Here is a 13,086-nt window from a genome sequence, read left to right as displayed (position 1 = left end):
CGAAGACATGGCACATAAGAAGGGTGCATCCAGTTCGCGCAACGGTCGCGACTCGAATTCACAGCGCCTCGGAGTCAAGCGGTTCGGTGGCCAGGCTGTCAGCGCGGGCGAGATCCTCGTTCGTCAGCGCGGCACGCACTTCCACCCCGGCGTGAACGTCGGCCGTGGCGGCGACGACACGCTGTTCGCACTCGCCGCTGGTGCGGTCGAGTTCGGCGCCAAGCGTGGCCGCAAGACCGTGAATATCGTTCCGGCACAGGCCCAGGCCTGACACCGAAGCTTCACCAAGCTCCACAGGGGCGGGCCAGGGTCGCAAAACCCCGGCCCGCCTTTTGTCTTTTTTATCGCCGTGTCGCCGACAGCGCACCAAACACACGAGGAGGATCGGTTCCTATGTCCCGATTCATCGACCGCGTGGTGCTGCACGTCAGCGCCGGTAAGGGCGGCAACGGCTGCTCGTCCGTCCATCGCGAGAAGTTCAAACCACTCGGCGGTCCCGACGGCGGCAACGGTGGCCGCGGCGGCAACGTGATCCTCGAAGTCGACGAGAACGTGCACACGTTGCTCGACTTCCACTTTCACGGCAACGCCAAGGCCAGCAACGGCACCCAGGGCATGGGCAGCAATCGCGACGGTTCCACCGGCGACGACCTGATCCTGCGCGTCCCTGACGGCACGATGGTCCTCGACAAGGACGGTCGCATTCTCGCCGACCTCGTCGGACCCGGCACCAAGTTCGAAGCTGCACTCGGCGGCCGCGGCGGCCTCGGCAACGCCGCGTTGTCATCCCGTGCACGTAAGGCGCCCGGCTTCGCGTTGCTCGGCGAAGACGGCGTCGAGCGTGAACTCGTTCTCGAACTCAAGTCCGTCGCAGACGTCGGTCTCGTCGGGTTCCCGTCGGCTGGCAAGTCGTCGCTGGTGTCGGTCTTGTCGGCCGCCAAGCCGAAGATTGCCGACTACCCGTTCACGACCCTCGTTCCGAACCTCGGTGTCGTGTCCAGCGGCGACACCACCTTCACCGTCGCCGACGTCCCCGGTCTGATTCCGGGTGCGAGCGAAGGACGCGGACTCGGACTCGACTTCCTCCGCCACCTCGAGCGCTGCGCCGTGCTTGCTCACGTCGTCGACTGCGCGACCCTCGATCCGGGTCGTGATCCGATTTCCGACATCGATGCGCTGGAAGCCGAACTCGCCGCATACAAGCCGGCGTTGTCCGCGGACTCGACGCTCGGCGATCTGGCCGACCGTCCTCGTGTCGTCGTGTTGAACAAGGCCGACGTTCCGGAAGCAGCCGAACTTGCCGAGATGGTCACCGCCGACATCGAGGCTCGCGGCTGGCCGGTCTTCACGATCTCCGCAGTGAGCCGTACGGGCCTGCGGCAGTTGACGTTCGCGCTGGCGAAGATGGTCGAGGACTATCGCGCAGCGCACCCGAAGGCCGTCGCGCGCCGACCGATCATTCGGCCGATCGCCGTCGACGAAACCGGTTTCACCGTGATTGCAGATCCGGAGACGCCGGGCGGGTTCATCGTCAAGGGCACCAGGCCGGAGCGGTGGGTCAAGCAGACACAGTTCGACAACGACGAAGCAGTCGGCTACCTCGCGGACCGGCTTGCCCGTCTAGGAGTCGAGGATGCGCTCGTCAAGAAGGGTGCCGAGCCTGGCGCCTCGGTGACGATCGGCACCGTGACGTTCGACTGGGAGCCGCAGACCCCGGCAGGTGTGGACATGGTCCGGACCGGACGCGGTACCGACGCGCGTATCGATCAGGTCGAGCGGATCGGCGCGACCGAACGTAAGCACGCGCACCGCATCCGTCGTGGCTTGGAAGGTCTGGAACCGGAGGACCAGTGACAGCGGAGTTGGGTGGGACGGAAAGTCCTGCGCGGCAAGCTATTTCGTCGGCACGCCGAGTTGTCGTGAAGATCGGGTCGTCAGCATTGACGAGTTTGGCTGGTGGCATCGACCTGCAGCGACTCGACCTGTTGGCCGATGCTGTCGAGGCGCGCATGCAGGCGGGCTCCGACGTTGTCGTCGTCTCGTCCGGTGCCATCGGCGCGGGTATGGCTCCGCTCGGATTGACAAGGCGACCAAAGGATTTGGCGACCAAGCAGGCTGCGGCAAGTGTCGGCCAACTTGCGCTGGCGCACGCATGGGGCACCTCGTTCACGCGGTACGGACGCACGGTCGGTCAGGTACTGCTCAGTGCAGACGACTTCGGTCGCCGTGAACACCATCGCAACGCGCAGCGCACGCTCGATCGCCTCCGCTCGCTCGGTGCCGTCGCGGTGGTGAACGAAAACGACACCGTCGCAACGGAAGAGATCAGGTTCGGCGACAACGACCGCCTCGCCGCCCTCGTCGCGCATCTTGTGGGAGCCGACGCACTGTTTCTGCTGTCGGATGTCGACGGCCTCTATGACGGCGATCCTCGAAAAGGTGCGGCGACGATGATTCCGGAGGTTCGCAGCAGCGCGGATCTCGACGGCGTGATCGCAGGATCGGGCGGTGCTCTGGGAACGGGCGGTATGGCGTCGAAGCTGTCGGCCGCCCGCCTCGCCGCCGACGCGGGCGTGCCGGTGCTGCTTGCCGCTGCGTCGGATGCTGCGGCAGCGCTCGGCGGCGGGCAGGTCGGCACTGCGTTCACCGCACGAGGAGTTCGGTTGTCCGCGCGCAAGTTCTGGGTGCGGCATGCGGCAGACGCACGCGGCGTTCTGGTTCTGGATGCGGGTGCGGTGCGGGCGGTGTCGCGCCGGCGCAGCTCGCTGTTGGCCGCAGGCATCACGTCGGTTCGTGGCAGGTTCTACGGCGGTGACGTTGTCGCTCTCGTCGGTCCGGACGATGTTGTCGTCGCCCGCGGTGTCGTTGCCTACGACAGCACCGAGCTCGCGAACATGCTCGGTTCGTCGACTGCAGATCTGCCGTCCGAACTGCAACGGCCCGTTGTACATGCCGACGATCTGGTGGCAGTGGAACCGGCCTGAGGGCCACCCATTTCGGGCGCTCAGCCTGCGGCGAGGCTTTCGAGTACATCGGAGCAGCCTGCGTGCAGTTTCAACGTTGCGACATCGTCGCCGCGGGTGTAGCCACGGTTGACGATCGCGATCGGCAAGCCGAGCTTGGTTGCTCGTTTGACGAATCGCAGGCCGGACATGACGGTCAGCGAGGATCCCGCTACCAGCAACGCCTCGGAGTTGTCGACCATCTCGTACGCCGCGGCGACACGTTCGCGTGGGACGCTTTCGCCGAAGTAGACGATATCCGGTTTGAGCAGGCCGCCGCAGCGTTCGCAGTCGGCCATCCGGAAGTGCGCTGTGTGCTCGATCACCGCGTCGGCATCAGGTGCGATCTCCACACCTGTTGCGGCGGTGACAGATTCGGCGAATCCGGGATTGAGCTCGTCGAGTCGGTCGGACAGGGAATGGCGAGAAACCCTGTGGTTGCACGTCAGGCAGCGCACCTGAGCATAGGTGCCGTGCAGATCGATGACGTTGCGTGAGCCCGCTTTGGTGTGCAGCAGATCCACATTCTGCGTGATGATGCCGGTGACCTTGCCGTCGCGTTCGAGGCGCGCAAGTGCACGATGACCAGCGTTGGGTGCGGACCCATCCATGAACCGCCAGCCGATGTGATTGCGCGCCCAATAGTGCTTGCGAAACTCCGGGTCGCCGAGGAACTGCTGAATCGTCATCGGGTTTCTCGGCGGCGAGTCGGGACCGCGGTAGTCGGGAATACCGGAGTCGGTCGACAGTCCTGCGCCGGTGAGCACAACCGTCCGCTTGCCGTCCAACAGGTCGCGCAAGCCATCGACGCTGCGCTCGAGTGTGTCGCGAATGTTCAATCCAGGGCTACTTGTCGCCGTCGAGAATTGGTCTATGACAACAGTGAACCCCATCCCAGCCGGTTACCGCACCTTGACCCCGTTCCTCGCGGTCGCAGACGGTCCAGCGGCGCTCGACTTCTACGTTCGTGGCTTCGGCGCCGAAGTTGTCGACCGTATGGACGCACCCGACGGCAGCCTTATGCACGCGGAACTGCGTATCGGCGATTCGATGCTGCAGATGTCCAACGACATGCCCGATTACGGAATCAAAGCCCCGGAAGCGGGGTGGGTGCATTCGTCGGTAGTCGTGTACGTCGAGGACACCGACGCTTTCGTCGACCGGGCCGTTGCGGCAGGCGCCACCCTGGTCGTGCCCGTTTCGAACGTGTTCTCGGGTGATCGGCACGGCGTCGTCATCGATCCTTTCGGTCACCGCTGGGCTGTGTGCACCAAGATCGAAGATGTCCCAGCCGACGAGGTTGCCCGGCGGGCGCGCGACATGTTCTTCCCTGATGCTGCGTCGGCTCAATAGCCGGAGTTCCGGTCGACCTTGGCGATGAGATCCTGTCCGCTCGAGAATCTGGCGACGTTCGCGGCTACGTGATCCGCGAACGCCGCCACTCGGCGCTGCGGCGGATTCGAATCATGGGGCGTCACGATGGCGTTGGGTAGGGCCCAGAGTGGGTGGCCGTCCGGGAGTGGTTCCGGATCGGTGACGTCGAGGCCTGCGCCGCCGATCGAGTTGCTCGCGAGCGCATCGACAAGAGCATCGGTGTCGATGAGGCTGCCACGTGCAATGTTGATCACCCACGACGTCGAGCGCAGGGCAGCGAGTTCCTCAGCGCCGATCAGGTGCTTCGTCGCCGGTGTCGCGGGCGCAGCCACCACGACATGGTCGGTGCGCGACCAGATTTCACCGAGCCTGTTGACGGGCAACGTCTCGACCGCGCCGGGCACGGGTCGGCCCGATCGTGACACCGCGATGACGTGCGCACCGAGCGCGGCAAGCATCGGGATCAACGCTCGACCGATACCTCCCGCGCCGATGATCGTGACCGTCGAGCCGCGCAGGGTGCCGATGTGGGGGAGAAATTCCTGCTGACGCCAGCTGTCGGCGAGGATCTGCTCGGGCAGATAACGTACACCGGCAAGAAGTAGTGCCAGTGCGTGTTCGGCAACCGTCGGCGCGAATATCGCAGCAGCAGAAGTGAATTGAACATCGGGGTGGTGGTCGATCACGCCGGCGGCGAAGAACTCCTCGATCCCCGCCGACGACAGCTGCACCCATTCGATCGACTCGGGCAACTGCGGGAAGTCGGCGGGTCCTGCGGCCCACACCAACCCCCGAGCCTTGTCGAGGTCGCCGACCGTGGCGTTCCCTCGCTCGATGGCATCGACGAGCACCGGTTCGTGTTTCGGTCCGAGCGCAATCACAGTCGAGGGCACGTGAGCAACTCTATTCGTTCGATCAGGTCGAGCGCAGGGGAGTGAAGTCGTGTTTGGCCAGAAACTCCGGACGCGGCGCCGGTGCCGAAAAGGGTTGGGCCAGCGTGTTTTCGACGCTGTTGAACACGAGGAAGATGTTCGAACGCGGGTACGGAGTGATGTTTCCGTTCGAGCCATGCATGCAGTTGGAGTCGAACACGGTTGCCGAGCCCGCAGGCCCGGTGATCTGCTCGATGCCGAACTCGTTCGCCAACTCCGTCAGTGTCGCGTGATCGGGCGATCCGGTCACCGGGATGTGCTCGACCAGCGAGCGCTGAAAATAGTCCGCAGGGGTCTCGCCGGCGCACGACACGAAACGTTGATGCGAACCAGCGATGATCATCAGGCTGCCGTTGACTTCGTAGTTCGGCGTCAACGCGATCGACATACTCATCGCGCGTGGCCGGGGCATGCCGTCCTCGGCGTGCCAGGTCTCGAAATCGGAGTGCCAGTAGAACGGTCCGCCCGTGAAGCCAGGCTTGAAGTTGAGTCGGCTCTGATGGATGTAGACGTCGCTGCCGAGGATCTGTTGCGCAACTCCGAGAACGTTGGGCCGTCGAGCCACCTCGGCGACCATCGGACTCAGCAGGTGCACGTCGAAGATCGACCGCACGTCGCCGGTGCCCTGCTCGCGGATGACGCGTGGATCTGCGGCGAGGTCGGGCGACGTGGCTAGCCGCCCGATCTCGGAGTAGCAGGCCGCAACCTCACCCGACGAGAGAACGGACGGCAGGACGTGAAAACCCTTGTCCTCGTAGCGCGCAAGTTCAGCGGCGTGCAGCGACCCGTCCGTCAGACCCGACCAGACCACAGGATCCGGCCGGTCGACGACCGTGCAGACCGGACCCTTGCGGGTCGGGTAGAGATCGGTCGAAATGGTGTGCGGTGTAGATATCGTCATTCACTTCACGCTCCGGCAGGCTCGACTTCGACCAGTGGGTAGACACCGTTCTCGTCGTGCACCTCTCGCCCTGTGACGGGCGGATTGAATACACACAACATGCGCATCTCGGTGCGTGGCTCGAGACGATGCCGTTCGTGGCCGTTCAATAGGTACATAGACCCCGGGCCGAGTTCGTAAACCTGCTCGTTGTCGAGGTCGGTCAATGTCCCTTCACCCTCGACCAGCCAGACAGCTTCGACGTGGTTCGCGTAGTGGAAGTTGTTGACCGTCCCGGCTTTGATCGTCGTCTCGTGAAACGAGAAGCCGACGCGATCGCCGCCGAGCACGATCCGCTTGCTGCGCCAGTTGCCGTCGTCGCTGGTGATGTCGCGGTCGGTGCCGGTGATATCGGCAGTTGTTCGAACAATCATGGATTGCCTCCTCAGCTGCAGACCTTGGCCGTTGCGTCGGCGATGATGCGCAGACCGTGGTCGAGTTCGTCGTCGGTGATCGTCAATGGCGGAAGCAGTTTCACAACCTCGTCGGACGGACCCGATGTTTCCGTCAGCAGGCCTGCCTCGAAGGAGTGCTGGCACACCTTGCCAGCGAGGTCGGCATTCTCGAAGACGAGACCCTGGACCAGCCCGCGTCCACGCGTCGACACGCCGTCGAAAGCTGCTGCGAGACCGGCGAAGGATTCGTGAATTTTCTCGCCTTTCGCCATGGTCGACAGATGCAGGGCGTCGTCGGACCAGTAGTGATCGAGCGCGGCCTTGGACGTCACGAACCCTGGATTGAAGCCGCGGAACGTGCCGTTGTGCTCGCCAGGGCCCCAGATGTCGAGTTCGGGCTTCATCAGTGTCAGCGCCATCGGCATGCCGTACCCGCTGATCGACTTGGACAGCGTGACGATGTCCGGCGTGATGCCTGCGATCTCGAAGGAGAAGAACGGTCCGGTGCGACCGCAGCCCATTTGCACGTCGTCGACGATCAGCAAGATGTCGCGACGTGAGCACAGTTCGGCGAGCGCGCGAAGCCATTCGGCACGCGCGACGTTGACGCCACCCTCGCCCTGCACCGTTTCGACGATCACGGCTGCGGGATGGTTCAGGCCGGAACCCGAATCGTCGAGCAACCGCTCGAACCAATGGAAGTCCTCCATCGTGCCGTCGAAGTAGTTGTCGAACGGCATCGGAGTGGCGTGCACCAGCGGGATGCCTGCGCCGGCGCGCTTCATCGAGTTGCCGGTGACCGACAACGCGCCGAGCGTCATGCCGTGGAACGCGTTGGTGAAGTTGATGATGGATTCGCGGCCGGTGACCTTACGAGCCAGCTTCAGTGCTGCTTCGACCGTGTTGGAACCGGTCGGACCGGGGAACTGGACCTTGTAGTCGAGCCCGCGCGGATCGAGAATCCTCTGCTTGAACGTCTCGAGGAATTCGCGCTTGGCCACGGTCGACATGTCGAGTCCGTGTGTGATGCCGTCGCTGACGATGTAGTCGACGAGGGCCTGCTTGAGGACCGGGTTGTTGTGCCCGTAGTTCAAGGCACCGGCACCTGCGAAGAAGTCGAGGTATTCGTTTCCGTTCTCGTCGCGAATCCACGAGCCCTGCGCTGTCGAGAAGACTGTTGGCCAGTCTCGGCAGTAACTGCGGACCTCGGATTCGAGCGATTCGAAAATGGTGGGTTCTGAGATGGCGTTCATGATGTGCCGAGTTCCTTTCGGTTTTCAAACGGACCGACTGTGTAGAGCTCTTCTGCCTCATGAGCGTCGGGAAATACTCCTGCATCGAACAGGTCTTGCTTGTGGATCGACGTATTGCGCCGTTTGGCAAGCGCAGTGAACAACGCGATCGACGCCGGGTTGTCCGGGCTGATCGTTGTTTCCAGCCGCGTAATCGCTTGCGGCGCAGCTGCTTGCGCGGCGTTGTCGATGAGGCGATCCAACATTCGTACCGCTAGGCCTTTGCCTCGCTGGCTGGAATCGACAGCCACCTGCCAGACGAAAAGCGTATCCGGGGCGTGTGGCCGGATGTATCCGGTGACAAATCCGACGACGTCGCCCGCGACTTCGGCGACGATCGATGTGGTGTCGAAATCCCTGCACCACAACAGGTAGGAATAACTCGAGTTGACGTCGAGAACCTTGGACGCTTTCGCGATCTGCCAGAGCCGGACTCCGTCTGAGATCTGTGGACTACGTAACGCCGTGTCCGGCACGGCGGCTGAGGTCGTTCTATCTGAGGTCTGGGTCATCGGTCGATACGAACGTAACAAGTGGGTGAGACGAATTCATGTCTCGTTCGACTTGGTTACCCGTTAACTCGGATTTAATGCAGGTGGAGCATCGATTGTGATGTTCATCACGATTCGGTGGCGACTTCGTGGCTACTTCGGAGTGGCCAAGGCCAGCGGAAGGACGGCGTCCGCACCCGCAGCACGCAGCTCCCGCGCGGCGACAGTGAACGTCCACCCGGTGTCCGTCAGGGCGTCTACCAGCAGAATCGGCCCGTCGACCCCGGAGAAGTCGGGAACATCCCACGCCCCGACCAATCCGGCGACTCGATACGCGGAGTTCGCGGCCGAGACCGGCGGATGATCGGGGCGCTCTCGCAGCACGCCCAGATCGTTCAGCCTGCCGATCTCGGCAAGCTTGGCTGCCAAGCTTGCGACAAGGATCGGATGCGTCGGCGATTCGAGCGCGAGGACCGAGGTCGGCCGCTGCGCCCAGTCCCACGCCTTGAGGACCTGAATGCACGCGGCGACGACGGGATCGGGGACGGGCGCGTCCGGAGCATCCAGCAGACTGCGCAGACGTTGCCCCCACCCGAGGTCGGCGAGTCGTCCGAGCACCCGACCGGTCTCGGGTCCGTCGGTGATCTTTCCCGACAGTTGCACGCCGAGTTTTGCCATCCCGGTCGGCCATTGCTTCCGCGGCGGTAGATCGATGCCAGGCCGGTCCAGCCGTTGTTTTGTCGCATCCAGTTCCGCGGTGTCGACGGTGGGGTCCAGCCGTGTGCCGGTGCAGTTGTCGCAGCGTCCGCATGGCGCAGGTGCGTCAGTCAAGCCTGGATCGTCGAGCTGCCGCCGCAGAAACTCCATGCGGCACACAGTGGTTCGCTGATACTCGAGCATCGCCTGCTGCTCGGACTCGCGTGCCTGATCGAGCCGTGCGTAGCGTTCCTCGTCGTAGGTCCACGGCTCGCCTGTCGCAATCCACCCGCCGCGCACACGTTTGACGGCACCGTCGACATCGAGCACCTTCAGAACCATTTCGAGCCTGGTCCGATTCAGCTCGACAAGCGGTTCCAACGCTTGGGTCGACAGCGGCTTCGCGGTGTCGAGTACGTCGATCACCTTCCGAACGAGGTGCTCGCGTGGGAACGCGACCGATGCGAAGTAGCTCCAGATGCGCTGATCCTCGGCACCGGGAAGCAGCACGACCTCGGCTCGGTCGGTCGAGCGGCCGGCGCGTCCGACCTGCTGGTAGTAGGCGATCGGCGACGACGGCGCTCCCACGTGGACGACGAAGCCGAGGTCCGGTTTGTCGAACCCCATACCGAGCGCCGATGTCGCGACCAAGGCTTTGACGTCGTTGTTCAACAGCGCGATCTCGAGCATTTCGCGCTCTGCCGGATCGGTCTGTCCCGTGTAGGCGGAGACCTTGTGGCCCTGGTCGGAGAGGAGGTCGGCAAGATCGCGCGCCGCCGAGACGGTCAAGACGTAGATGATGCCCGAACCCGGCAGGTCGGCGAGGTGCTTGGCCAGCCAGGCCGCGCGTTCGAGTGCGTCGTCGAGGCGAAGTACCGACAGATGCAGCGACTCCCGCTCCAAGGTGCCACGCAGCACCAGCGTGTCCGCACCGCCGACACCGACCTGCGCAGCGACGTCTGCGACGACCCGATCGTTCGCGGTCGCGGTGGTCGCAAGGACGGGAATGCCGTTGCCAAGATCGGAGACGAGGGTCCGTATGCGGCGGTAGTCGGGTCGAAAGTCGTGGCCCCAATCGGACACGCAGTGCGCTTCGTCGACGACGACTAGGCCCGCGTCGGCGGCGAGCGAGGGGAGTACCTGGTCCCGGAAGTCCGGGTTGTTCAGCCGTTCCGGACTGACGAGCAGCACGTCGATCTCACCGGCAGCAACCTTGGCGTGGATCTCGTCCCACTCGGTCATGTTGCCGGAGTTGATGGTTGCCGCACGGACCCCCGCGCGTTCTGCGGCGACGACCTGGTTGCGCATCAACGCCAGCAGGGGCGAGACGATGACCGTTGGTCCCATGCCGCGCGCTCGCAGCAACTTGGCCGAGATGAAGTAGACAGCCGACTTGCCCCAACCGGTCCGCTGCACAACCAGCGCACGCTTACGTTGCACGACCAAAGCCTCGATAGCGGTCCACTGATCGTCACGGAGCGTGGCCTTCGGACCCGCAAGCTCGCGAAGCAGTTGCTCGGCATCGGCGCGGAGGTCGGTGGTCGGCTGCTCGGCGTGCAGGTCGGGGGAGGTCATTGCCCCAACGTTAGGCGGCCCCGCCGACACAAGGGCCTTCGGCCTCGTGAGTCTTTTCGGCGGTTCCGCCCTCCGAAAGTGCTCACGAGGCGTCAGCCCTTTACGCAGACCACCTGGCGCAGCGTAGCGACGACGTCGACGAGGTCGGACTGCGCAGCAATCACCGCATCGATGTCCTTGTACGCAGCCGGAATCTCGTCGATGACGCCTGCGTCCTTGCGGGACTCGACGCCTTCGGTCTGGCTGACGAGGTCGGCGACGGAGAACTGCCGCTTCGCCGCGTTTCGGCTCATCCGCCGACCCGCGCCGTGCGACGCGGACTGGAACGAATCCGGATTTCCCTTGCCACACACGACGTAGGACCGCGTACCCATCGATCCAGGAATCAGCGCGAGTTGACCCTCGCCTGCGCGCACCGCACCCTTACGCGTCACCAGCATCGGCTCGCCGTCGATGATCTCCTCGGACACGTAGTTGTGATGGCACGAAATCGGCTCGTCGAAACGAACATTCGGGAACTCGTCGCGCACTGCCGAACAAATCAGCCCGAGCATGACAGCACGGTTGCGCGCGGCGTACTCCTGAGCCCATTCGAGGTCGCGACGGTACGCGGCCATTTCACTTGTGCCCGAGACGAAGACGGCCAGATCGCGATCCGGGAGGCCGGTGTTGTGCGGCAGCTGCCGAGCGATGTGCATGTGCCGCTCCGCCAGCTCCTTGCCGATGTTCCGGCTACCCGAGTGCAGCAGAATCCACACCGCATCGTTCTCGTCGAGGCAGACTTCGATGAAGTGGTTGCCACCACCGAGGGACCCGATCTGCTTGTGCGCCTTGCCTTCCAGCTTCTGGACATCGCCGTGCAGCGAGCCGAAGCTACCCCAGAACCGATCCCAACCCGTACGCAGTCCCGGCACCGAGAAGCTCAGCTTGCGCACGTCGACCGCGCTCTTGTGCGAGTTGAAGCCCACCGGGACGGCAGCTTCGATCCGCGACCGTAGCCGCTTCAGGTCGTCGGGCAGGTCGGACGCGGTGAGGTCGGTCTTGACGCTCTCCATGCCACACCCGATATCGACGCCGACCGCAGCGGGCGCGACCGCGTCCTTCATGGCGATCACAGATCCGACGGTCGCGCCCTTGCCAAGGTGGACGTCGGGCATGACGCGGACGCCGTGCACCCACTCGAGGTTCGCGATGTTGCGCAGCTGCTGTAGTGCTGCCTGCTCGATTTCGTGCTCGGGCGCCCACATGAGCGTCTTCGCACGCGTACCGCGCAGCTCTACGGGAAACATTGGTTCGGTCCTTTCATCTGTCGAATTCGATCAACAGTAGGGACCGAAAAGCGTTGGCGCATCTGAATTTCGCGCGCAACGGCATCAGGGTGCACCGAGTCGGGTCGGGGTGCACTCGACTGGAGGCACCCCGACCCGAATGGATGCACCCTGATGGACTACGAATGGGCGGTGAGCGTGAGTGCTGCCTGTATCTGCTCCTCGGTCGGCAGTGAGGTGCTGGCTCCCGCGCGCGTGGTGGCGATGGCACCGGCCGCGCAGGCCCAGGTGAGCGCTCGTTCGGGTCCCTGCTCCCAGGCCACCGCGAGTGCACCGGCAAAGGCATCGCCCGCGCCTGTCGTGTCGATGGCCTCGACAGGCAGCGACCGCACGACCACTTCTTCACCGTTGGGTCCGCGGTAGGTTGCGCCGTCCGCACCCAACGTTGTGACCACATGCGGGACCGCGGCGAGTACGGCCGGACCGAGTTGCGCCGATTCGATGCTGTTGAGGATCAGGACGTCGATGACTTCGAGGAGTTCCGGCGGAAGTGGTTGCACCGGTGAGGGATTGAGCATCACGGTGGTGCCGTTCGCTCGGGCGTGGGTTGCTGCCGCTGTCACTGTCTCCAGCGGAACTTCCAGCTGACACAGCAGCAGGTCGGCCTGACCGACAGCCGAGAGTTCGTCCGCGGACAGGTCGGTGACGGTCGCGTTGGCTCCTGCGACGACGATGATGCTGTTCTCGCCTGTGCGGTCGACGGTGATCACCGCGACGCCACTCGGACCTTCGACCTCGCGGAGGTACTGCGTGCCGACGTCGTTGAGGACGAGGGTTTCGCGAAGTTCGAGTGCGAAGGTGTCGTCGCCGACCGCTCCGATGAACTCGACTTCGGCTCCCGCTCTGGCCGCAGCGATAGCTTGATTGGCGCCCTTGCCGCCGGGCGTAAGCGCGAACGTCGCGCCGAGAATCGTTTCACCAGGCGCCGGCAGAGTGTCGGTCGTGGTGACCAGATCCATGTTGACGCTTCCGAGGACCGTGATCGTACGAGCCGGCCCGTCCACATTGGTCATACTTCCCCAGGTTACGGGCGTATCGGGCATTCCGTCGGAGGCGCGACG

The 13,086-nt window shown here is 64.2% G+C and carries 13 protein-coding genes; 4 read left to right on the top strand and 9 right to left on the bottom strand.

The features are described 5' to 3' along the window. The first annotated feature begins 7 nt into the window (after positions 1 to 7). From rpmA to proB, 3 genes are all read left to right on the top strand, one after another. A complete protein-coding gene (gene rpmA, locus JGU71_RS25960) occupies positions 8 to 271 on the top strand; it encodes a 50S ribosomal protein L27 (protein ID WP_199707776.1) in 264 nt (87 codons plus the stop codon). Between the two features lie 122 nt (positions 272 to 393). Further along, positions 394 to 1,854: a GTPase ObgE gene (gene obgE / locus JGU71_RS25955; RefSeq protein ID WP_199707774.1), complete on the top strand. Its 1,461-nt coding sequence runs from the start codon at positions 394 to 396 to the stop codon at positions 1,852 to 1,854. Further along, complete coding sequence (gene proB / locus JGU71_RS25950; protein ID WP_307829887.1) at positions 1,851 to 2,984, top strand: glutamate 5-kinase; 1,134 nt, start codon at positions 1,851 to 1,853, stop codon at positions 2,982 to 2,984. Before obgE ends, proB begins: the two co-directional genes overlap by 4 nt. Positions 2,985 to 3,004: 20 nt before the next feature. Here the strand turns inward: proB and JGU71_RS25945 are convergent, their stop codons facing one another. Then, the gene (locus tag JGU71_RS25945; protein WP_233530112.1) at positions 3,005 to 3,841 is read right to left on the bottom strand and encodes an NAD-dependent protein deacetylase; all 837 of its coding nucleotides are present in this window, start codon (positions 3,839 to 3,841) and stop codon (positions 3,005 to 3,007) included. 34 nt (positions 3,842 to 3,875) lie between these two features. Here JGU71_RS25945 and JGU71_RS25940 point away from each other — a divergent pair, with 34 nt between their 5' ends. Then, positions 3,876 to 4,355: a VOC family protein gene (locus JGU71_RS25940; protein WP_199707770.1), complete on the top strand. Its 480-nt coding sequence runs from the start codon at positions 3,876 to 3,878 to the stop codon at positions 4,353 to 4,355. Here JGU71_RS25940 and JGU71_RS25935 read toward each other — a convergent pair. The 8 genes from JGU71_RS25935 to JGU71_RS25900 all read right to left on the bottom strand — a co-directional run bounded on the left by JGU71_RS25935 (position 4,349) and on the right by JGU71_RS25900 (position 13,038). Further along, positions 4,349 to 5,269 (bottom strand): D-isomer specific 2-hydroxyacid dehydrogenase family protein, encoded by a 921-nt coding sequence (locus JGU71_RS25935; RefSeq protein ID WP_307829886.1) that lies wholly within the window; start codon positions 5,267 to 5,269, stop codon positions 4,349 to 4,351. The two genes, JGU71_RS25940 and JGU71_RS25935, sit on opposite strands and share 7 nt — an antisense overlap. Positions 5,270 to 5,291: 22 nt before the next feature. Then, entirely contained in the window at positions 5,292 to 6,209 is a 918-nt protein-coding gene (gene thpD, locus JGU71_RS25930; RefSeq protein WP_199707768.1) for an ectoine hydroxylase, read from the bottom strand. A gap of 5 nt (positions 6,210 to 6,214) precedes the next feature. Further along, positions 6,215 to 6,622, bottom strand: coding sequence for an ectoine synthase (locus tag JGU71_RS25925; protein WP_199707766.1), 408 nt, complete (start codon positions 6,620 to 6,622; stop codon positions 6,215 to 6,217). A gap of 11 nt (positions 6,623 to 6,633) precedes the next feature. Next, the gene (ectB, locus tag JGU71_RS25920; protein ID WP_199707765.1) at positions 6,634 to 7,896 is read right to left on the bottom strand and encodes a diaminobutyrate--2-oxoglutarate transaminase; all 1,263 of its coding nucleotides are present in this window, start codon (positions 7,894 to 7,896) and stop codon (positions 6,634 to 6,636) included. Beyond that, complete coding sequence (gene ectA, locus JGU71_RS25915; protein WP_199707764.1) at positions 7,893 to 8,447, bottom strand: diaminobutyrate acetyltransferase; 555 nt, start codon at positions 8,445 to 8,447, stop codon at positions 7,893 to 7,895. Before ectA ends, ectB begins: the two co-directional genes overlap by 4 nt. A gap of 132 nt (positions 8,448 to 8,579) precedes the next feature. After that, positions 8,580 to 10,697 (bottom strand): RecQ family ATP-dependent DNA helicase, encoded by a 2,118-nt coding sequence (locus tag JGU71_RS25910; RefSeq protein WP_199707763.1) that lies wholly within the window; start codon positions 10,695 to 10,697, stop codon positions 8,580 to 8,582. Between the two features lie 92 nt (positions 10,698 to 10,789). Further along, positions 10,790 to 11,986, bottom strand: coding sequence for an RtcB family protein (locus JGU71_RS25905; RefSeq protein WP_199707762.1), 1,197 nt, complete (start codon positions 11,984 to 11,986; stop codon positions 10,790 to 10,792). A gap of 158 nt (positions 11,987 to 12,144) precedes the next feature. Then, a complete protein-coding gene (locus JGU71_RS25900) occupies positions 12,145 to 13,038 on the bottom strand; it encodes a ribokinase (RefSeq protein ID WP_199707761.1) in 894 nt (297 codons plus the stop codon). Positions 13,039 to 13,086 lie beyond the last annotated feature (48 nt).

This window comes from Antrihabitans stalagmiti (assembly GCF_016482825.1).
Lineage (GTDB): Bacteria > Actinomycetota > Actinomycetes > Mycobacteriales > Mycobacteriaceae > Antrihabitans > Antrihabitans stalagmiti.
This window is presented reverse-complemented; position numbering and strand designations above follow the sequence as displayed.

What these genes read in the sequence shown, in the direction of transcription:
- JGU71_RS25905 (WP_199707762.1), bottom strand. Translation starts at nt 11,986, where the DNA reads ATGTTTCCCGTAGAGCTGCGCGGTACGCGTGCGAAGACGCTCATGTGG.
- thpD (WP_199707768.1), bottom strand. Translation starts at nt 6,209, where the DNA reads ATGACGATATCTACACCGCACACCATTTCGACCGATCTCTACCCGACC.
- JGU71_RS25925 (WP_199707766.1), bottom strand. Translation starts at nt 6,622, where the DNA reads ATGATTGTTCGAACAACTGCCGATATCACCGGCACCGACCGCGACATC.
- JGU71_RS25900 (WP_199707761.1), bottom strand. Translation starts at nt 13,038, where the DNA reads ATGACCAATGTGGACGGGCCGGCTCGTACGATCACGGTCCTCGGAAGC.
- JGU71_RS25940 (WP_199707770.1), top strand. Translation starts at nt 3,876, where the DNA reads ATGACAACAGTGAACCCCATCCCAGCCGGTTACCGCACCTTGACCCCG.
- ectB (WP_199707765.1), bottom strand. Translation starts at nt 7,896, where the DNA reads ATGAACGCCATCTCAGAACCCACCATTTTCGAATCGCTCGAATCCGAG.
- ectA (WP_199707764.1), bottom strand. Translation starts at nt 8,447, where the DNA reads ATGACCCAGACCTCAGATAGAACGACCTCAGCCGCCGTGCCGGACACG.
- rpmA (WP_199707776.1), top strand. Translation starts at nt 8, where the DNA reads ATGGCACATAAGAAGGGTGCATCCAGTTCGCGCAACGGTCGCGACTCG.
- JGU71_RS25910 (WP_199707763.1), bottom strand. Translation starts at nt 10,697, where the DNA reads ATGACCTCCCCCGACCTGCACGCCGAGCAGCCGACCACCGACCTCCGC.
- obgE (WP_199707774.1), top strand. Translation starts at nt 394, where the DNA reads ATGTCCCGATTCATCGACCGCGTGGTGCTGCACGTCAGCGCCGGTAAG.